The sequence below is a fragment of the Candidatus Poriferisodalis sp. genome, assembly GCF_965214215.1.
Taxonomy (GTDB): domain Bacteria; phylum Actinomycetota; class Acidimicrobiia; order Acidimicrobiales; family Poriferisodalaceae; genus Poriferisodalis.
Genome location: NZ_CBDCBD010000003.1, coordinates 903,126 through 921,591 on the forward strand (window position 1 = coordinate 903,126; position 18,466 = coordinate 921,591).

The 18,466-nt window shown below is 63.9% G+C and carries 18 protein-coding genes and 1 pseudogene; 10 read left to right on the forward strand and 9 right to left on the reverse strand.

The window, feature by feature from the left end:
* Window positions 1-9: 9 nt before the first annotated feature.
* The 6 genes from gyrA to dnaA all read right to left on the reverse strand — a co-directional run bounded on the left by gyrA (window position 10) and on the right by dnaA (window position 9,218).
* Complete coding sequence (gene gyrA, locus ACOOF5_RS06325) at window positions 10-2,583, reverse strand: DNA gyrase subunit A (protein WP_420437686.1); 2,574 nt, start codon at window positions 2,581-2,583, stop codon at window positions 10-12.
* A 33-nt stretch (window positions 2,584-2,616) separates the two neighbouring features.
* Window positions 2,617-4,545, reverse strand: a complete 1,929-nt coding sequence (locus ACOOF5_RS06330) for a DNA topoisomerase subunit B (protein ID WP_420440903.1) — start codon at window positions 4,543-4,545, stop codon at window positions 2,617-2,619.
* A 162-nt stretch (window positions 4,546-4,707) separates the two neighbouring features.
* Window positions 4,708-5,028: a DciA family protein gene (locus tag ACOOF5_RS06335; RefSeq protein ID WP_420437687.1), complete on the reverse strand. Its 321-nt coding sequence runs from the start codon at window positions 5,026-5,028 to the stop codon at window positions 4,708-4,710.
* Between the two features lie 68 nt (window positions 5,029-5,096).
* Entirely contained in the window at window positions 5,097-6,185 is a 1,089-nt protein-coding gene (gene recF, locus ACOOF5_RS06340) for a DNA replication/repair protein RecF (RefSeq protein ID WP_420437688.1), read from the reverse strand.
* Complete coding sequence (gene dnaN / locus ACOOF5_RS06345; protein WP_420437689.1) at window positions 6,182-7,291, reverse strand: DNA polymerase III subunit beta; 1,110 nt, start codon at window positions 7,289-7,291, stop codon at window positions 6,182-6,184. Before dnaN ends, recF begins: the two co-directional genes overlap by 4 nt.
* 325 nt (window positions 7,292-7,616) lie before the next feature.
* On the reverse strand, window positions 7,617-9,218 hold the full coding sequence (dnaA, locus tag ACOOF5_RS06350) for a chromosomal replication initiator protein DnaA (protein ID WP_420437690.1): 1,602 nt from the start codon (window positions 9,216-9,218) through the stop codon (window positions 7,617-7,619).
* A gap of 447 nt (window positions 9,219-9,665) precedes the next feature.
* Between dnaA and rpmH the strand changes: the two genes are divergently transcribed.
* The 5 genes from rpmH to ACOOF5_RS06375 are packed head-to-tail and all read left to right on the forward strand — an operon-like array spanning window position 9,666 to window position 12,030.
* Window positions 9,666-9,800, forward strand: coding sequence for a 50S ribosomal protein L34 (gene rpmH, locus ACOOF5_RS06355; protein WP_419840726.1), 135 nt, complete (start codon window positions 9,666-9,668; stop codon window positions 9,798-9,800).
* On the forward strand, window positions 9,800-10,144 hold the full coding sequence (rnpA, locus tag ACOOF5_RS06360) for a ribonuclease P protein component (protein WP_420440905.1): 345 nt from the start codon (window positions 9,800-9,802) through the stop codon (window positions 10,142-10,144). The genes rpmH and rnpA overlap by 1 nt, the downstream gene beginning before the upstream one ends.
* Window positions 10,141-10,425 carry a membrane protein insertion efficiency factor YidD gene (gene yidD / locus ACOOF5_RS06365; protein ID WP_420437691.1) on the forward strand — a complete coding sequence of 95 codons (285 nt, stop codon included), beginning with the start codon at window positions 10,141-10,143 and terminating at the stop codon, window positions 10,423-10,425. The genes rnpA and yidD overlap by 4 nt, the downstream gene beginning before the upstream one ends.
* Entirely contained in the window at window positions 10,425-11,621 is a 1,197-nt protein-coding gene (locus tag ACOOF5_RS06370; RefSeq protein WP_420437692.1) for a YidC/Oxa1 family membrane protein insertase, read from the forward strand. Before yidD ends, ACOOF5_RS06370 begins: the two co-directional genes overlap by 1 nt.
* Before the next feature lie 40 nt (window positions 11,622-11,661).
* Complete coding sequence (locus ACOOF5_RS06375; protein WP_420437693.1) at window positions 11,662-12,030, forward strand: Jag N-terminal domain-containing protein; 369 nt, start codon at window positions 11,662-11,664, stop codon at window positions 12,028-12,030.
* Between the two features lie 28 nt (window positions 12,031-12,058).
* Here ACOOF5_RS06375 and ACOOF5_RS06380 read toward each other — a convergent pair whose 3' ends face one another.
* A complete protein-coding gene (locus tag ACOOF5_RS06380; RefSeq protein ID WP_420437694.1) occupies window positions 12,059-14,104 on the reverse strand; it encodes a cytochrome P450 in 2,046 nt (681 codons plus the stop codon).
* Window positions 14,097-14,393 carry a hypothetical protein gene (locus tag ACOOF5_RS06385; RefSeq protein WP_420441021.1) on the reverse strand — a complete coding sequence of 99 codons (297 nt, stop codon included), beginning with the start codon at window positions 14,391-14,393 and terminating at the stop codon, window positions 14,097-14,099. The genes ACOOF5_RS06380 and ACOOF5_RS06385 overlap by 8 nt, the downstream gene beginning before the upstream one ends.
* Between ACOOF5_RS06385 and ACOOF5_RS06390 the strand changes: the two are divergent.
* From ACOOF5_RS06390 to ACOOF5_RS06400, 3 genes and pseudogenes are all read left to right on the forward strand, one after another.
* A pseudogene (locus ACOOF5_RS06390) lies at window positions 14,380-14,514 on the forward strand (Rieske 2Fe-2S domain-containing protein); the annotation flags it as partial. The gene ACOOF5_RS06385 and the pseudogene ACOOF5_RS06390 sit on opposite strands and share 14 nt — an antisense overlap.
* An 81-nt stretch (window positions 14,515-14,595) precedes the next feature.
* Window positions 14,596-15,312 (forward strand): hypothetical protein, encoded by a 717-nt coding sequence (locus ACOOF5_RS06395; protein WP_420440907.1) that lies wholly within the window; start codon window positions 14,596-14,598, stop codon window positions 15,310-15,312.
* 62 nt (window positions 15,313-15,374) lie between these two features.
* On the forward strand, window positions 15,375-15,839 hold the full coding sequence (locus ACOOF5_RS06400; protein ID WP_420437695.1) for a protein jag: 465 nt from the start codon (window positions 15,375-15,377) through the stop codon (window positions 15,837-15,839).
* A gap of 24 nt (window positions 15,840-15,863) precedes the next feature.
* Here ACOOF5_RS06400 and ACOOF5_RS06405 read toward each other — a convergent pair whose 3' ends face one another.
* Window positions 15,864-16,484, reverse strand: coding sequence for a 16S rRNA (guanine(527)-N(7))-methyltransferase RsmG (locus ACOOF5_RS06405; RefSeq protein ID WP_420437696.1), 621 nt, complete (start codon window positions 16,482-16,484; stop codon window positions 15,864-15,866).
* Between the two features lie 127 nt (window positions 16,485-16,611).
* On the opposite strand from ACOOF5_RS06405, the gene ACOOF5_RS06410 reads away from it, so the two are divergent.
* Complete coding sequence (locus ACOOF5_RS06410) at window positions 16,612-17,466, forward strand: ParA family protein (RefSeq protein WP_420437697.1); 855 nt, start codon at window positions 16,612-16,614, stop codon at window positions 17,464-17,466.
* Entirely contained in the window at window positions 17,463-18,371 is a 909-nt protein-coding gene (locus tag ACOOF5_RS06415) for a ParB/RepB/Spo0J family partition protein (protein WP_420437698.1), read from the forward strand. The genes ACOOF5_RS06410 and ACOOF5_RS06415 overlap by 4 nt, the downstream gene beginning before the upstream one ends.
* The last annotated feature ends 95 nt before the right edge of the window (window positions 18,372-18,466 follow it).

Genomic DNA, 18,466 nt, shown 5'->3' on the forward strand with positions numbered 1-18,466 from the left:
TGGCTGACGCTATGGCGTCGGGCTCGCTTCATCTGCAGAGTTTTCGCGAACTGTGCCGTCGACTTCGCTGACTTCGGTGACTTCGCCGGCGTCTGCGTCATCGGATTCGTCGGCGTCGGGAATGTCCGGCAGCTCGACGGGCGCGATTGCCACAACCTGTACGCCGTCCTCGAGGGCCATCGCCCGCACACCGGCCGCGGCACGCCCCTGAGCGGAGATGTCCGATACCGGAGTGCGGATGAGCACCCCTCCAGAGGACACCAGCATGACCTCGTCGTCGGCGTCCACCAGACGGGCGCCAACTACTTGTGACTCAGCGTTGGGCATTTTGACCGCGATGATGCCGAGCCCGCCGCGGCCCTTGCGAGGGAACCGGTTCGCGGCCGTGCGCTTGGCGGCGCCGGCGCTCGTGACCACGAGCAGGTCGCGGGGGTCATCGGGAGTCAGCGCATCCGCCGACGCCACCACATCGCCCGGGCGCAAGCGCATAGCGCGCACACCGGCCGCGTTGCGTCCCATCGACCGCACGTCGTCTTCCCCAAACCGCATGGCTTGACCCGCTCGGGACACGACGAGAACGTCGTCGTCGCCTGATGTTTCGAGCACCCGTACCAGCTCGTCACCGTCTCTCAGACTCAGCGCAATCAACCCGTTGGCACGGATGTTCTCGTACGCACTCAGCGACGTCTTCTTGGCGAGTCCTTGCCGGGTAACGAACATCAGGTATCGATCCGGTGGAAACTCCCGAGCCTCCACAACCGTTTCGACGCGTTCGTCGAGGGCGAGCTGCAGCAAGTTCACCAGTGCGGTGCCCCGCGCGGTGCGGCTCGTGAGCGGCACCTCGTAGGCCTTCAGCCGGTGTACCCGGCCGCGGTTGGTGAAGCACAGCAGCCAAGCGTGCGCCGTCGTCAGCAGGACGCGGACCACCACGTCGTCGTCCTTGAGCCGCGCGCCCTGCACCCCACGACCTCCGCGGCCCTGGGTGCGGAACATGTCGGGTGACGTGGCCTTCACGTAGCCCTCGCGGGTGAAGGTCACCACTAGTGGTTCGTCCTCGATGAGATCTTCCGCATCCATCTCGCCGGGATCGGTGACGATCTCGGTGCGTCGAGGCGTGGCGTGGTCGGCCCGCAGCGCGCTCAGCTCGTCGATGATGACCTGCCGCAGCCGTGTGTCGTCGCCGAGGATTGCTTCGAGCTCGACGATCACCTGCGCCAACTCAGCTAACTCGTCACTCAGCCGTGTGCGGCCCAGCCGGGTCAGACGGCTGAGCTGCATGTCCAAGATGTGATTGGCCTGCTCAGCGCTGAACGACATCGGCTCCGCGCACAGGCCTTCCAGCGCCGCCGCCCGATCTTCGCTGGCGCGGATCAAGGTGATGATCTCGTCGATCAGGTCGAGCGCGCGCAGCAAGCCTTCCACGATGTGGGCTCGGGCTCGGGCCTGGTCAAGCCGGTATTGGCTGCGCCGCGTGACCACCTCAATCTGGTGATCGACGTAGGCGACCAGGGCGTCTTTGAGGTTGAGGGTGCGGGGCACACCGTCGACCAGCGCCACCATGTTCACGGCAAAACTCGACTGCAGCGGCGTGTGCTTCCACAGGTTGTTGAGCACCACGTTCACCGGTGCCGACGGCCGCAGCTCGATCACGAAACGGGTGACGCCCTTGGCAGACTCGTTGCGTAACTCGGTGATGCCCTCAATGACCTTGCGATTCACCGCGTCGGCAATCTTGCGCTCGATGTTCTCGATCGAGGTCTGGTAGGGGATCTCGGTAACCACGATGCTTGTCCGCTTGCGGTGCTCGACGATCTCGGCTCGAGCCCGCAGCTTCACTGAGCCACGGCCAGTCGTCAGAGCCTCACGAGCGCCGGCGCGCCCAAGCATCCGCCCACCGGTGGGAAAATCAGGCCCACGCACAAACTCCATCAGGTCTTCGACGGTGGCCTCGGGATGGGAGATGAGATGGATCGTGGCGTCGATGATCTCGCCCAGGTTGTGCGTGGGGATGTTGGTAGCCATGCCCACCGCGATGCCCTGGCTGCCGTTGACCAGCAGATTCGGAAAGCGAGACGGCATCACCATCGGCTCGGTACGGGAACCGTCGAAGTTGGACGCGAAATCCACCGTCTCCTCGTCGATGCCCTCGGCCATGGTCATGGCCAAATTGGTCAGCCGACACTCGGTGTAGCGGTAGGCGGCCGGCGGGTCAGACGGCGAGCCGAAGTTGCCGTGCGGGTCGATCAGGGTGTTGCCCAGGCTGAATGACTGGCCCATCCGCACCAGCGCGTCGTAGATCGATCCGTCACCGTGGGGGTGGTAATTGGCGATGACGTCGCCGACCACGGTGGCGCACTTCTTGTGCGGACGGTCTGGGCGCAGGCCAGTGTCGAACATCGACCACAGGATCCGGCGATGCACCGGCTTGAGGCCGTCACGGGCGTCGGGCAGCGCCCGCGAGGTGATGACCGACATGGCGTAGTCGAGGAACGACTGCTCCATCTCGGTCTGGATCTCGACATCCACCACGCCGACGGCGCTGCTCCCGGGGGACGGGCCGGTGTCGGGTTCGTCGTTGCTCATGTCGCTCCCGGCCGGATCCGTCTGTCCGTCAGCTCAGACGTCGAGGAAACGGACGTCGCTGGCGTTGTTCTGGATGAAGCCCCGGCGGGCATCCACGTCGTCGCCCATGAGGATGCTGAAGATGAGATCGGCTGTGGCGGCCTCTTCGAGCGTGACGCGAAGCAAGGTCCGGCTGGCTGGATCCATAGTGGTATCCCACAGCTCTTGGGCGTCCATCTCGCCGAGGCCCTTGAGACGTTGGAATTCGTTGCGGTGGTTGGGCCGCTGTTCGAGGAACGCCGCCTTTGCCCGGTCGTCTTTGAGGTAGACGGAGTCGGTGCCGACCTTGGTGGAGTACAGCGGCGGCTGGGCGATGTACACGCAGCCCCCCGACAGCAGCGCACGCATGCGATGGAAGAAGAACGTCAGCAGCAGGGTGCGGATGTGGCTGCCGTCGACGTCGGCATCGCACAGCAGGATCACCTTGTGATAGCGCACCTTGGCGACGTCGAAGCCCCCCTCGCCGGTCGCACCGTCGACACCTGCGCCGATCGCCGAGATAAGCGCGCCGATCTCGTTGTTGTCGAAGATCCGCTCGGGGCGGCTGCGCTGGACGTTGAGGATCTTGCCCCGGATTGGCAGGATCGCCATAGTGGCGGGATCGCGGGCCTCCTTGGCCGATCCCCCCGCTGAGTCGCCCTCCACGATGTACAGCTCTGATTCGGCGGGGTCGCCCGACGAGCAGTCGGTGAGCTTGCCGGGCAGGCCAGCGCCCCCGAGTGCCGACTTGCGGACGGTATTGCGCGCCTTCTGCGCGGCGACGCGGGCCCGGCGGGCGTCGACGGCCTTGCCAAGCACCAGCTTGGCCTCGCTGGGGTGCTCTTCGAGCCATTCGCCCAGGCCGCTGTAGGCCGACTTCTGCACCAGGCTGCGCATGGCGGTGTTGCCCAGCTTGGCTTTGGTCTGGCCTTCGAACTGCGGTGATTCCATGCGGACGCTCACCACCGCGGTGAGGCCCTCACGGATGTCATCGCCCTGCAGATTGCCGTCGTCGGGGCGCAGCATCTTGCGATCTTTGGCGTAGGCGTTCACTGCCAAGGTCAGCGCCGAGCGAAACCCCTCGGTGTGCATACCGCCCTCGATGGTGTTGATGCCGTTCGCGAAGCTGTGGATGCCGTCGGTGTTGAAGCCGGTGTTCCACTGGAAGGCGATCTCCACCTCGTCGCCGTCTTCGACAGCAGTGAGATAGCCGACCTCGTCGAATAGGGTCTCGGAGGTCTCGTTGAGGTGCCGTACGAAGTCGCGAATGCCGCCCGGGTAGCAGTACTCGTGGCGGACCGGCTCAGGTCGGCGCTCGTCGACGAAGCCGATTCGCAGGCCAGCATTCAGGAACGCCATCATCTGCAGCCGCTCGGTCAGCGTCTGGGCACGGAACTCGACGTGGTCGAACACGGTCGGGTCGGGTTTGAACGTGATGGTGGTGCCCGTGCCCTCATCGGGTGAAGGACCGGTATCGGTCAGATCGCCAACGGGCTCGCCACCGTCACGGAACTGCAGCTTCCAGCGCCGTCCTTCGCGGTCGATGATCGCTTCCAGCTCGCACGACAAGGCGTTCACCACCGAAACGCCGACGCCGTGCAGCCCGCCGGACACCTTGTAGCCAGCGCCGCCGAACTTGCCGCCGGCGTGGAGCACTGTGAGGACGACTTCGGCCGCCGACTTGTCGGGATACTGCGGATGAGCTTCGACAGGAATGCCGCGGCCGTCGTCGGTCACGCTGCACGTGCCATCGGCCCGCAAGGTCACGTCGATCGAGCTGCAGTGCCCTGCCATGGCTTCGTCGACGGCGTTGTCGACCACCTCGTACACGAGGTGATGCAGCCCCGCCGGACCGGTCGAACCGATGAACATGCCCGGTCGCTCACGCACTGGCTCGAGGCCTTCGAGCACGGTGATGGCATCGGCGTTGTAGTCGCCGACCACGGTGTTGCCAGCTGCGTCTGCGCCGTCCGCTCCTGCCGCTGAACTGGGTGCCAGGGCGGTGTCGGTCACGGCTCACCAGTCTACTGGACAGTGTGCCTTTCTTGGCGCAGAATGAGCCGTTCGCGTAGTGCTAAAACCGCAGGTCAACAGTACTTTTCTGAGTCAAGTCCCAGGTTGCACGCGCAAGCGGAGCTCAGCGATCGTCGCGGCACCCGATTCGGCGTTCAATGCAGCCAGAATCCGGCTGGAGTGATAGCGCAGCTCTGTCGCCCAGGCAGGGTCGTCTACCACGACGGTCAGCCGGCCGGCGTCGAGCCGCTCGGGCTGTGAGTGGGCCGCTATCGCCTCCCCGACCGCCTCAGTCCAACGCTCGTTGAGGTCCATCGCGCGCCCTCGAGAACCAAAGCCGGCAGTGACCGCCCGGATCGAATCACTGATCGGCCGTGGCTCCCGGCCACCCGTTGTGCGACGGCGTCTCTTCATCGGGTCAACATGCTCGCGCGCCCAGCCTCGCAGGGCGCGCAGACAACTCAGGCTTGGCGCTCAACCGCTCAGCGCTTCGCGGGCGCCGCTTCGCCGTCGCGAACGTGGACGTGGCTGTGCCCTTCGATCCCAGACGGCACATGTCCGGTCGCCGAGGTCACCACGATCTGCGCGGCAGGAAGGCAGCCGACGAGCCGGCGGGCCCTGTCCTCATCGAGTTCGGAGAACACGTCGTCTAGCAAGACGACCGGCTCGACCTTGCTGATCTGGGCCGTGCAGCGATGCTGCGCCAGCCTCAACGCCAGGGCGATGCTGCGCTGCTCGCCTTGGGAAGCGTGCGTGCGTGCCGGCAGGCCATCGAGGCAGACCGTCATGTCGTCGCGGTGCGGGCCCACGGTTGTTGTGCCGCGCCGCAGGTCATCGCGCCGAGCCTGTGCCAATGCTTCAGCGAGCGTGTGATGGCGCCACTCGGCCGCGTAGGACAGACGCAGCTCCACAGCAGAACCCGCGAGCTGGTCGTAGGCGGCCCCTGCCGGCGCGCTCAGCGCCGAACACAGGGCCTCACGCCGGCGTGCAATGACCTCGCCGGCGGTCGCGAGCTGCGCGTCCCACACATCGAGGGCCGTCATGGCCTCGGCGTCGGGACGGTGACCGGCCTGTTTCAAGAGATTGTTGCGCTGGCGCAGGATCCGCTCGAAATCAAGCCGCGTCGCTCGGTACTCTCGGTCGGTGACGGTCAGCACGCTGTCGAGCAGCTCGCGACGCACCGACGGCCCTCCCGCTGCGATCGACAGGTCTGCGGGGCAGAACACCACGGTGCTGACGACCTCGGCAAGATCGCGCAGTGAGCGCACCCGCTGTCCGTTCACCTGGGCGCGAGATCGACCGCCTGCAGCGATCTCCATCTCCACCAGGTGCGCCCGGCGATTCCGCTGGATCTCGGCACGCACGAAGGCCCGCTCGCAGCCAGAGCGCACGAGCGTCTCCGCGCTCGCCCCGCGGAACGAGCCCGAACCGTCCAGCAAGGCGATCGCCTCAAGCAGGTTGGTCTTGCCATGCCCGTTCGGACCGACTATGAGCGTCCGTTGCGCGTCGAACGACAGCTTCGTCGCCCGGTGATTGCGAAAGTTCTCGATGCTCAGCCAAGCAACGATCACGACACCCGCACGGGCATCAGCAGGTACAAGAATTCGCCCTGCCCAGGTGCCCGCAGCACCGCAGGCTTCAGCGCATCGAGCCGCACGAGCTCGACGGTGTCACCGCCTGCCGCCTCGAGGCCATCGATGAGGTAGTCGGGATTGAACGCCACCGTGGTGGGTTCTCCCTCGTAGGCAGCATCGATTTCTTCGCTTGCGCTGCCCACGTCTTGGCTGATGACCGTGAGCTCGATGCTGTCAGGCCGCAACTCCATGCGCAGGGGTGCATTCGTGTCGCGGGCCAACAGCCGGAGCCGGCGGGCGCCATCGAGCAATGCGCCGCGGTCTATCTCAAGGCGGTTGTCGTGAGAGTCGGGAATCAACGGTTCGTAGCTGGGGAAGTCGCCGGCGATGAGGCGGCAGGTCACCTGCGCCGAGGTGGAATCGCCGGTGACTTCGAAGGTGACTTCCCTCTCCCCCAAGCGCATGATCACGTCTTTGCTCGGGTCAAGGATCCGGCCCAGTTCCTCAAGCGCCCGTGAGGGTACGAGTACTTGCTGGCCCGGCCCCAGCACCTGTGCCTCGGGGAGGTCTCGCAGGGCGAGGCGATAGGAATCGGTGGCCACCAATCGCAGACCATCACCCCGGGCGGCCATGAGCACGCCGGTCAGGATCGGGCGGGCGTCATCGGAGCTCGCCGCGCGGACGACCTGACGGAAGGCCTGCGCGAGGTCGACAGCAGGCACCGTGACATCATCGCCGGCGGGCTGGGGCAAGGTCGGGAAGTCGGCAGTCGGCAGGGTCCGCACCGAGAACTGCGCTCGTGCGCTCGTGATCTGAGCCTCATCATCGGCTACCTGCAGATCGACCTCGCCTGGCGGCAGAGCACGCGCGATATCGGTCAGCAGGCGAGCGGGCACGACGGTCTCTCCCGGCGCCTCCACCGCGGTGCGCAGACGTGTGCGCACCGTCAGGTCGAGATCGGTGCCGGTGACAGCGAGACCTTCCTCGTCGGCGCGTAGATGCAAGCCGGTCAGCACGAACAGGCCACCACCGCGCGCGTTGACCCCTCGGCTGGCCAAGGCCAGCTGCTCTACCAATGCGTCTCGTTCAATGCGCAATTTCACAGGTGGTTCTCCTTGGCCTTACCGGACCGATGAGACAGACAATCCTCAAAGAGAAGGTTGATAGTTATTCAGTAGTGGTTGTAGGGGCTGTGGATTGTGGATGACTGGCCGTTGTCGCAGATCAGCCCAACGAAGGCTGTCAACAGTCTTGCTTGCCGCGTCCACAGCTACACCCTCCATTTTCTCGCGTCGCCGACTCCGCGGTGGATAATCGCAACTTTTCCCGAGGTCTGTCGAGAACTTTTCCACTCGTTGTCCACAGCGTGTGGAGACACCCTAGATCCAGCCGTCAACCGCACAGCGGACAGCAGTCGTCGCGTCGGCCTCAGGCAGCCCGGACGTGAGCGATCAGCTGTGCGACTTGGTCGTACACCCTGCGTTCTGCAGGCAGGAGACCGTTGATCTTCTTGACGGCATGCATCACGGTGGTGTGATCGCGGCCGCCGAAGACGCTGGCGATGGCGGGATAACTCAAGTCGGTGAGTTCCCTCATGACATACATGCTGATCTGGCGGGCCTTTACGAGGCCTTGCTGGCGGCCCTGGCTGGTGAGCTGGCTGATGCTGTAACCGAACATGTCCGAAGTCATCTGCAGGATCCGGTCGGTGGTGATCGGCTTCTCCTGCGGCTCGCGGACATCGCTGAGAATCTGCTGGGCCATCTCGAGCGAGACCGGACTGCGCGTGAGGCTGGCGTACGCCGTGACCCGTACCAGCGCACCCTCGAGTTCACGGATGTTGTTCGTGATGATGTGGGCGATGTGCTCGAGCACCTCGTCGGGCACATGGCCGTGCTCGGTCTTCTTGCGCAAGATGGCCACCCGGGTCTCCAGATCCGGTGGCTGGATGTCGGTAATCAAGCCCCACTCGAAGCGGCTGCGCAGTCGATCCGACAACGTGGCGATGCTGCGGGGCGGACGATCTGAGGAGATGACGATCTGCCGGCCCGCGACGTGCAGCGAGTTGAAGGTGTGGAACAGCTCTTCCTGTAAGCCTTCTTTGCCCTCCATGAACTGGATGTCGTCGAGCAGCAAGACGTCGAGCTCGCGGTAGCGCCGCTTGAACGCCGGCGTGGTGTTCGTGCGGATGGCCTCGATGAACTCCGAGAGGAACGTCTCGGTGGAGACGTACCGCACACGATGCTCCGGCAGCGTGGATTGCAGAAAGTTCACTATGGCCTGGAGCAAATGGGTCTTGCCGAGCCCGGTGCTTCCGTGAATGAACAGCGGGTTGTAAGCAACGCCTGGCGTTTCGGCGACCGCAAGCGCCGCGGCCTGGGCGAAGCGGTTGCTGCTCCCGGTGACGAAGCTCTCGAAGGTGTACCGGGGGTTGGTGATGTCGACGCCGGAGACCCGGCGCGACGGCGTGGTGACCTCGGGTGACGTGACGGCCGTGTCTGTCGCTGTGGAGGCGCGGGCCGGCGGCGCCTGGGCCGCGCCGGCGGCTGGGTGCCACGCTTCGGCGTCGTCGCTGAGTGGGGCATCGTCGTCGTCGATGCCATCGAGGTCGTGCTGCTGGGCATCGGTGCCGTTGGCGCTGTCGAGCTCGCTGAGTTCGGGACGGGTCTCGATCTCGTAGGTCTGCGGGCGTACGGGCAGCTGCTCGAAGGCGGCGTGCAGCATGGGGATGTATCGCCTCTGGATGCGATCGCGGATCATGTTGCTCGGCGCGATCAGTACGGCAAGCTCACCGTCGATGTGCAGCGCCTCCAGGTGCCGGAAGTAGCCCAGCCACAGCGCGTCGGACACCGTGGTTCGCAATATCTCGCGGCACTGCGACCACAGCTCGTCGGTGTTAGCGCGCGTGCTTCCCGCCGTCGCCGCAGCCTTCGAGGTGCCCTGAGGGGCCTCGAAAGATTCCGATGGCGCCGAAATGTCGTGCCGGCCGTGGGGTCCGTCGGCTGCGGATTCCGCCTGCGGAGAACTCACTACGACAACCTCGTTCGCCTGCGGCCGATGTGTGCGGGGGGAACGTGTTGTTCGCCTTCGAGTCACCAAGCGGCATCCGGTGGTCGGAACCTATGGCCGCGCTGCCCCTGTCGCAAACGCGTCTTCGTGGACCTCTGCCAAGCGGGAGTTGACCGGTGTTCGACAGCATGCCGACAGGCGCAAAACGCCCGCACAACCAGCGGATGCCGTCGAGAATTGCTGCATTGACGCGCGCTGTGTCCGTAGGTCCACTGCGATCGTCGCGAGCGATCGCGCGCGGAATACGCGCGCCCGGACAGACGCGCCGACTGCACCGAACCCCGGTGCCGCCCCGCATCAGCACCCCTAGGCTGTCAGTGCTCTCGGGCCAAGGTCCGGGCACGCTCCGGCCGTCGCACCGCAATTCGCGGAACCGCCCGCGGCCTGAACCCTCCAGGAGGCTGCAGCGTGAAGCGTACATTCCAGCCACACAACCGCAGACGGGCACGCCGGCACGGCTTTCGCCATCGCATGTCCACCCGCGCAGGCAGGGCGATCGTGAACTCTCGCCGACGCAAGGGCCGGCAACGGCTGAGCGCCTGATCGATTCGTGCCGCAGCGGGGCCGACTTCACAGCGCTGCGCCGCGGTCGTCGATTCGACAGCGAGCTGCTGTGGATGGCCTTCGCAGCCGACCCCGGCTTGGGGCGGCCGCGTGTGGCGTTCGCGCTCAGCCGCCGTCTGGGAACAGCAGTGATGCGCAATCGGATTCGCAGGCGTCTGCGAGCCCTCTTGCGCGAGTTCGCGAGCGACATGGCGCCCGGTCGCTACCTCTTCGGCGCTCGCGCAGCGGCACCGGCGGTGACCTATCGACGAGCTCGGGCCGAGCTGGTGGAGCTGCTGTCGGCGGCGGGGGCGCTGAACAGCCCGCCGAACTCGCCGAAATGAGATCTGGGCCTATCGGACGAGCATTGATCGCGGCGGTCAAGCTGTATCGAGCGCTCCCCCGCTCGCGGTTGCCGTCGTGCCGGTTTGATCCGACGTGTTCGCAGTACGCACTGGACGCCGTACGTTCGTGGGGTGCGGGGCGCGGAAGCTGTCTGGCCCTGCGGCGTATCTGCCGCTGCCATCCCTGGGGCGGCTGGGGCTACGACCCGGTTCCACAGCACAGCGACCAGGTTCACCGGGCCGGACATGCACTCGCCGTGACTGAACCAGGGATGCGCTGATGTTTGATTGGGCTGATCCGATATTTGACGGCCTCGCCGCCGTGATGGCGTGGTTCTACTCGCTGCTGGCTGACTACACGTTCGCCATTTGCATGCTGACTCTGGCAATCATGCTGGTGTTCACCCCGCTCACACTGCGGGGCGCCAAGTCGATGACCAAGATGCAGGCCCTGCAGCCAGAGATGGCGCAGCTGCGCAAGCGACACGCTGGCGACCGTCAAGCGCTCAACGAAGAAATGATGAAGCTGTACCAGTCCCATGGGGTGAGCCCCCTGGGCGGCTGCTTGCCGAACCTGGTTCAGATTCCAATCTTCATCGTGCTGTACCGGGTTATCTGGAATCTGCGCATTCCCGAAGACAACCCGGTCGATAACCCGTTTCCCAGGAACCTGAGTCCTGAATCGGCGATGTACCAAGACATCGTCGCTGCCGGCGGCGAGATGCGGTCCTTGGGGATGGACCTGTCCAAGGCGGCGAAGGACGTCATCCAAGCTGACTTCGTCGAGGGGTTCCCGTACCTGGGACTCGTCGCGGTCACCTTCGTGCTGGCTTGGCTCCAGCAACGCCAGATGGCGAGGCGGCGTGGCAATTCGGCCATGCCGAATCGCCAGATGGAAATCATGATGAAGTACCTGCCCTTCATGCTGCCGGTCTTCAGCTTCTTCGTGCCCGCTGCACTGGTGCCCTACTTCATCGTGTCGAGCATCTACCGGATGCTGACCCAGGCCTTCATCCACGCCACGATGAAGCCGCCGAAACCGCTGGTGGAGAGCGATTCCGCTGCCGGCGTCATCGAAGCAGAGACAGTCCCCGAGCCTGAGCCCGAGGCGCCGCGGCAGGTTCCGAATCAGCGTTCACGCAAGGCACTCGACGCCGAGGCGGCGCGCCGGGCTGAGCGTGAGCGCCGCAGCGCGGAACGTCGGGCTGGCTCACGAGACCCCGCGAGCGAACCTGCCCCGCAGCCGGCCCCGACTGAGCCTGTGGAACCGCCAGCAGTCCGCCGGACCCGCTCGTCGGAAGAACGAGTGGACGACGCTCGCAAGAGCGCGCGTCGTGGCGCGAGATCGTCGAGTCGGGATCGCCCCGGGGGGCGAGGCCGCAAGCGCAGGCGTGCCGAACCGGCGCCAGAGACCAAGCCCATCCAGAGTCGTCGCACCTCAGGCGACGGCAAGACCCGTAATCGCCGCAAACGATGAGCGCGCCGGCGGCTGCGGTGGGAAATGAGGGCGCTTAATCATGGAGTGGATCGTGGTGACCGGCAACACCGTCACCGAAGCACGGGATCGTGCCCTCGATGCGTTGTCGATAGCGGCCGAAGACGCGGACATCGAGATCCTCGCCGAGCCGGCTCGTTCCCGTTGGGGGCTCCGGCACCACCCTGCTCGCGTACGCGTGCGAGTTCGCCCGACCGGTCCGCCGCCGCGAGTAGGCGACCAGCGACGAGATCGTCGACGTTCCCGTCGGCGATCCGGTGGCGGGCAGCAGAAGGGGCAGCGAGGCAAGGGCGGAGGCCAGGGCCAGAACCGAGGCGGCCGGTCCGGCCGTCGTCGCTCCCGATCTTCGGGACGCGCCGGTGCGCCAAAGCCGTCGGGCTCGACTTCTTGAACTGGATGCTCCAGCGGGGCTAGTGACCTCAAACAGTCGGCTCGTGCCGCCGCTCCTTGATAACCACCTTGATCCTCATGGACGGCGACATCGACGGGAACGGATTGATCTTCAGCTTGCGATTGGGCTTTTTCAGTTCGAAGGTGAAGTGGTGAGCCAATAGCAGCACACTGGAGACGAGCTGCAGCTCGACGAGTCGCTGGCCCATGCAATTGTGAGTGCCCAGCCCGAACGGTGCGTAGCCCGGCGTACGGTGCTCGCCGCGCGCCGGCAGGTAGCGGTCGATGTCGAACGTATGAGGATCGGGAAAGACTTCGTCCAGGTAGTGCGAAGCCGTGGCGGCGACAAAAACTCGTGCCCCGATGGGCAGTTCATAGTCTTCGACCACGCATGAGTTCATCACCGTGCGGATCGAACCCGGAATCGTTGGGTACAGTCGTAGACACTCTTTCAAGAAGCGCTGGGTGACGTCGACTTCGTCGGAATCCAGCAAATCCCACCTCGGCTCGTCGTGTCCGAATACGACGTCGGCTTCCACCTGTACTCGACGGTAGATGTCGGGGCGCGTTATGAGGCAATGCAAGATAAAGCCGAGTTCATCGCCGACGTACATCGCGGCGAGTACTGGTGCTGACAACGCGAACTTGAGATTTGATTCCGGCAGGAACACCGGATCATGGCTGTGAAGCGCGAGCAACTCATCTGCGTGATCTCGCGGGCATCCGGAGCGCTGGGCCGACGTATGGGAACGCTGGATCCGGTCGACCACTTTGACGATGGATTTCGCTTTTCGCCTTATGCTGGGCGTATGCAGCAGGAACCTAGGTAATACTCTCGCCACATGTGTGCTCAATGCACGCTGCTTGTAGGCGATGATGTCGTCGACAACGTCCTGCGAGTCGACGTTGACCAGTAACGGGGAGAGCTGTGCATTGGATAAATGGTGACACATCTGCACAAGCTTGAACGTGTCACCTTTCTGCCAACCTGAAATATGAGCGATTGCGTCGGCGTGTACTTTGTGCAATTGTCGCTCAAGATTTGACCGGGAATAGCTAGCACGCAAGACCTTGCGCATACGGAAATGTTCAGCGCCATCCAGTGCCGGGAGTAGGCCAGATGCATGATATGCCGCCTCAATGCCCCGGAAGTAGTCGCGTGAACGCATGTACATTCGGCTATAACGATGGACCCATCGATTGGTCTTGGGGCCTGCCAAGACATACATGTCCGGAAGCATTCGGAACGGCGGTTTGATGTGGAAAATAGGCCCGAAGCGTTGCTGGAGGTCAGCAAAATAGGCCGGCAGGTTGCCTCGAAGGGCATGGCGACTAAATATCATTCGTCGCAGTGGCACGACTGGAATTTGCTTAGTGAACGCGGTGTGCCGAAGCGACGGGCCGGCAAGATTGTGCTCAACCGCGTTGGCGATGGCCTGACCGATCAGATCCATCTGGCGGAGAAGTTGGACCCGATCTTCGGCTTCATCATCAAGGTCGAAGATGAAGCGCAAGACATCGCAGGTATTGGCGAGACCGATGATGATGACGTCTCGCGGACTCGGGATTGCGCCAGCAAATATTGATTTCCCGATGCGAGTCTTGATGAACCCGACAGCGGTGTCGTCACCACTGTCAGTGATGTAATCGCTGTGTCGTACGGCCGTAGACAGCGTCCAGAAGTTGCCGTCGTGGTGCTCGAGCATGCCGGTATTGGTCAGCCGATCCAAAGTTAGATCGATCATCATCTCTGCATGAGGTGCGAGTCGCTCGACCCAATACTGGGCGTCCTTCGTATCACCCTCAGCACTGATGTGGTGAAGCGCGAAGTCCAGCGCAGGGTCACCGGTGGGCGTCTTGTCCAGCAGGATTAACTGGTCCATATCGGTGTCGACGCGAGCTTGCAGAGATAACTCCGCGATTGCGGCACCGGCTATGGCACAGTTCAGGTGCCAACCAGGGACTTGATGGAAATAGCCGGTCTCCTCATTGAGGAGCATCAAAATGAGTTCTTCGGGAAGGCTGAGCGTCGGCACGGCGGTTGGCGCCGTCGAATCGACGGTCTCGCTAGACATCTCGGGAAGAGGGTTCTGGGGCATACGTGTTGCTCGCGATGTCGGCAAGGGTACAGCCCGCCGGTTCGGCGAGCGCAATGAAACAGTTATCCTGCCGGAACCCAAAGCTCGTGAGGAAGTCACGGCCGTTGGCTTCGGGCGAGGTGAGTGAAACCGTGCCGACCGGACCGAAGGAGAAGACGAACAATAGTTCGCTGCCACCGTTTCCCGAGGGTTGGTACTTTTTGACGACGCGGCGCGCAGTCGAGCGGTCGAAACTCATCTCCAAGACGTGGATGGGCGAGAACATTGTCATCTGGTGCGACGAGGGCGGCCAGATTTGCGTGGCTGAGTCACTGTGTCCTCACTTGGGGTCACAGCTGGGTCCAGCTGCTGGGGGTCGGGTCGTCAATGGCCGACTCGTCTGTCCCTTTCATGGCTTCGAGTATGACGCCGATGGGCGATGTGTCGCCACCCCGTCGGCGGCCTCTGCCCGCTCGGCAACGTTGAGCGTGTTCGAGACGAGCGAGATCAACGGGATGCTGTTCGCCTGGTGGGGTCTGGAAGGGCGCCCGCCGCAGTGGCAGCTTCTTGACGCGCCGTCTGCAGGCACTGGGTGGAGCGATATCGAGGTCCGGACGCTGCAGTTCCCCGGCCATCCCCAGGAGACGAGCGAGAACTCCGTCGACATTGCGCACCTGAGCTATATCCACGGCTACGGCAATGTGACGAACGAGACGCCAGTGACGATCGAGGGTCCGTATCTCGAGAGCCGATTCGGGTTCGCGACCGACCGCAAGATCGCCAAGGTTGTCGGGATGCACCTCGAGGTGGAGGCAGTTGCGAACCTCAGTGGGCTGGGCTACTCGTATGTCGAATTCACCGAACTGACGATTGGCATGGATGCCCGGCTGTGGGTATTGGCTACACCGGTGGACGGCAGGCTGATCGATTTGTCTATCGTTTCGCAGGTTCGCGAGATACGAAATCCGAAGCGTCCCATCGCCGGCTTAGCCTTTCTGCCGCGGCAGATGCGAGCACCCATCATGAACAAGATCGTTTCGAGCCTGCAGGTTCACGACGTCAAGCAGGATGTGGTCGTCTGGAGCCGCAAGCAGTACGTGCCGCGACCGCGACTGGTTCGTTCCGACGGCGAATTGATGAAGTACCGGGCGTATTGCGCCCAGTTTTACCCGGAACCGGGTGCGTGCCAGTCGGCGGTTCGGTGAGAATGGTCCGATCAGAGGAGAGGTAGATGACAGGCGAGACAACGACAGCAGAACAGCAGACCATGGTGCAGGAGTTCCTGGACGGTTTGGTTGCCGCCTTCGGCATCGAGGCCAAGGCTGTGCCGGTGGCCGCGGATGACGACAGCTTCGAGATCAATCTTGAAGGCGAGAACGAGGCGCTGGGCCTGCTCATCGGCCCGCGCGGCCGTCATGTAGTTGCGCTCCAGGAGGTCGCGAAAACCATGCTCCAGCGCAGGCTGCCGGGTATTCGCCGTGCGCGGGTGCGGGTGGATGTCGGTGGCTATCGGCAGCGACGCCGAGAGGCGCTCGAGGCATACGTTCGTGAACTTGCCGGTGCCGTGCGGGAGCGTGGGACCGAACGCGGGCTCGAGCCGATGAATGCGGCCGATCGCAAGGTAGTGCACGACACCGTCAACGAGATCGAGGGTGTTGACACCATCTCGGTGGGTGATGAACCGCGACGGCGAGTGGTGTTGGTGCCCTCCAGCCCGGCCGACGAGGAATAGTCGCGCACCGGGATCAATCCGGGGTCAATACAGAGGGCGTTTGCGGATCTGCTTCCACGTTCGGGGGTAGGTCGAATCTCGTGTTGCCAGGCGCACGAGCTCCGCGAACGTTGGTGCATGTCCGGTCATGCGCAGGAAACGGATGCCGATCCGGGCAAGAGGCTCGGCGGGCCAGCGTGTCTCGTCGCTGCCGGGAGGCTCGCTGACGATGAGCCTGCCGCCAGGTTTCAGCAGCCCGGCACTGCATTCTGCGACTGCAGCCGGGGGACCGAATGCCCGGCTGACCACGCCGTCGTAGGCGTGACGATGCTCAGGGAGGCGAGCGAGCTCAGCGGCATCTCCGAGCGCAATTGCGACGCGATCAGCGAGCCTGAGGTCCTGCACAGCGGTCTTGAGGAAGTCTGTCCGCCGCCGGGACCGATCCAGCAGCACAAATTGCACCTCGGGTCGCACGAGGGCCATCACCAGTCCTGGCACTCCCCCGCCGCTGCCGAGATCACACCATTGTTGCCCAGGCATTGGATGAGCGGCGTCGTCGTGGGCTCGCGCATGGGAAACATGGGTCAGGAGCTCTCCCGGGCCGAGAAAGCCCTGGCGCTGGCTGTGACCAAGCACGGTGAGCAGGCCGTCATCCGCTGTCAACATGGCGCGATCCACCGTATCTCATGTGTTTCACGTGAAACATTGCCGAAAACGGATCTCCTGGCGGCTCGTGACTGGCGTATTCTGAACTCCAATTGGCGATCTTCAGTCGTCAGTGAACGGAGGCCGCATGGGCCGCATCATCGCGGTGACGAATCAGAAGGGCGGTGTCGGCAAGACGACGACAGCAGTCAATCTGTGTGCGGCACTCGCCGACTCTGGTCACAACACGCTGCTTGTCGACATGGACCCGCAAGGCAACGCGGCAACTGGTGCTGGCATCGACCCGCGAATTTTCGAGACTTCGATGTACCAGGTGCTGCTCGGTTCAGCTGAGATCACCGAATGCATCCGACCGACTGACATCGAGAACTTCGCCGTTGCGCCCGCACGGTTGGAGATGTCTGGCGCGGAGATCGAACTTGTCACCGCCTTTAGCCGTGAGTTGAAGCTCCGGCACGCTCTCGCCCCGATTGCGGATGACTATGACTACATCTTCATCGACTGCCCACCGTCGCTCGGCTTGCTGACAGTCAATGCGCTCAGCGCTGCTGTGGAAATCCTGGTGCCGGTCCAGTGTGAGTATTACGCGCTCGAGGGCCTTGGCCAGCTGTTGCACAACGTGGAGATGGTGCGCGAAGGTTTGAATCCTGCCCTCGTCATCACGGCCATCGTCATGGTCATGCACGACGCCAGGACTCGGCTCGCCGCTGAAGTGGTCGCTGATGTGCGTCGCCACTTCGGCGAGCGTGTGTGCCGGGTGGTGATCCCGCGGACTGTGCGCCTGTCTGAAGCCCCCAGCGTGGGTCAGCCGGTGACGGCGTATGCACCCAACAGCCGCGGCGCCGTGGCGTACCAGGAGCTCGCCCGCGAGATCCATGAGCGTGGCAATCCACACCCGCCTGTGCAACCTCGAGAGGCGACGAACCACGCTGCAGTGGGGGAGTTCGCCACGCCGCAGAGCTTTGAAGGAGCAGCCACATGAAGGCTCAACGAGGACTCGGACGGGGCCTCGGTGCACTGATTCCCACCGGCCAATCGGCCTACCGCGAAGTGCCCCTGTCGGCAGTCGAAGTCAATCCGTTGCAGCCTCGGCAGCACTTTGATGCTGGGGCCCTCGAAGCTCTTGCAGATTCGATTCGCCAGATCGGGGTGTTGCAGCCGATCGTCGTACGCGAGACGGGCGTTGTCGGGCAATTTGAGATCATCGCTGGCGAGCGCCGCTGGCGAGCTGCGCGCAGCGCCGGGTTGGACACGATTCCGGTCGTCGTCCGAGCTGTCGATGACGAATCGAGCCTCACTCACGCCCTCATCGAGAACGTCCACCGGGCAGATCTCAACCCCTTGGAAGAGGCAGCTGCGTATCGACAGCTCATCGATGATTTCGGTGTCACCCATGACGAGCTGGGACGCCGCATGGGCCGCAGCCGGGCGGCGGTCACCAACTCGCTCCGTCTTCTGTCATTGCCAGTAACGGTGCAGCGCTATCTCATGGACGGAGAGCTCTCGGCCGGCCACGCCCGTGCGCTGCTCGGCTGCGATGATCTCATCGAACTTGAGGTGCTGGCCGAGCGAGCCGTGGACGAAGGATGGTCGGTTCGCACGGTCGAGGATGCGGTTCGGTCCCGCAGTGTCGAACCCGAGACCGAGCGCGAGCCGTCACTGGCGCTGCCGAGTGATGAGGTCGCCGATGCGCCGTCTGCCGGCACAGATCGTCCAGCAGCGGTGCTGGAGGTCGAATCCGCCCTCGCCGATGCCTTAGCGACCTCGGTCGAGGTGCAGGTTGGCCGTCGCGGGGGACAGATTGTTATCAGATTTGCCGATATGGATGATCTTGGCCGGCTCTACGAGGCGCTGAGCGCCAACGTTCAAGCCTCCATCACAGGTTGAGCGCCGAACAATCACGAATGTAGAGTTTGCAGCCAACAAGCCTGACGGCCGGTATTCGTAGCCTCAATCTGAACTTGTTGTCCACCAATTGTGGA

Bases quoted from the DNA above. Each gene is read 5' to 3' on its own strand.
- gyrA (WP_420437686.1), bottom strand. From the start codon at position 2,583: ATGAGCAACGACGAACCCGACACCGGCCCGTCCCCCGGGAGCAGCGCC.
- ACOOF5_RS06335 (WP_420437687.1), bottom strand. From the start codon at position 5,028: ATGAAGAGACGCCGTCGCACAACGGGTGGCCGGGAGCCACGGCCGATC.
- yidD (WP_420437691.1), top strand. From the start codon at position 10,141: ATGAGATCTGGGCCTATCGGACGAGCATTGATCGCGGCGGTCAAGCTG.
- ACOOF5_RS06370 (WP_420437692.1), top strand. From the start codon at position 10,425: ATGTTTGATTGGGCTGATCCGATATTTGACGGCCTCGCCGCCGTGATG.
- ACOOF5_RS06375 (WP_420437693.1), top strand. From the start codon at position 11,662: ATGGAGTGGATCGTGGTGACCGGCAACACCGTCACCGAAGCACGGGAT.
- ACOOF5_RS06380 (WP_420437694.1), bottom strand. From the start codon at position 14,104: ATGTCTAGCGAGACCGTCGATTCGACGGCGCCAACCGCCGTGCCGACG.
- ACOOF5_RS06385 (WP_420441021.1), bottom strand. From the start codon at position 14,393: ATGTTCTCGCCCATCCACGTCTTGGAGATGAGTTTCGACCGCTCGACT.
- ACOOF5_RS06400 (WP_420437695.1), top strand. From the start codon at position 15,375: ATGGTGCAGGAGTTCCTGGACGGTTTGGTTGCCGCCTTCGGCATCGAG.
- ACOOF5_RS06405 (WP_420437696.1), bottom strand. From the start codon at position 16,484: ATGTTGACAGCGGATGACGGCCTGCTCACCGTGCTTGGTCACAGCCAG.
- ACOOF5_RS06410 (WP_420437697.1), top strand. From the start codon at position 16,612: ATGGGCCGCATCATCGCGGTGACGAATCAGAAGGGCGGTGTCGGCAAG.
- ACOOF5_RS06415 (WP_420437698.1), top strand. From the start codon at position 17,463: ATGAAGGCTCAACGAGGACTCGGACGGGGCCTCGGTGCACTGATTCCC.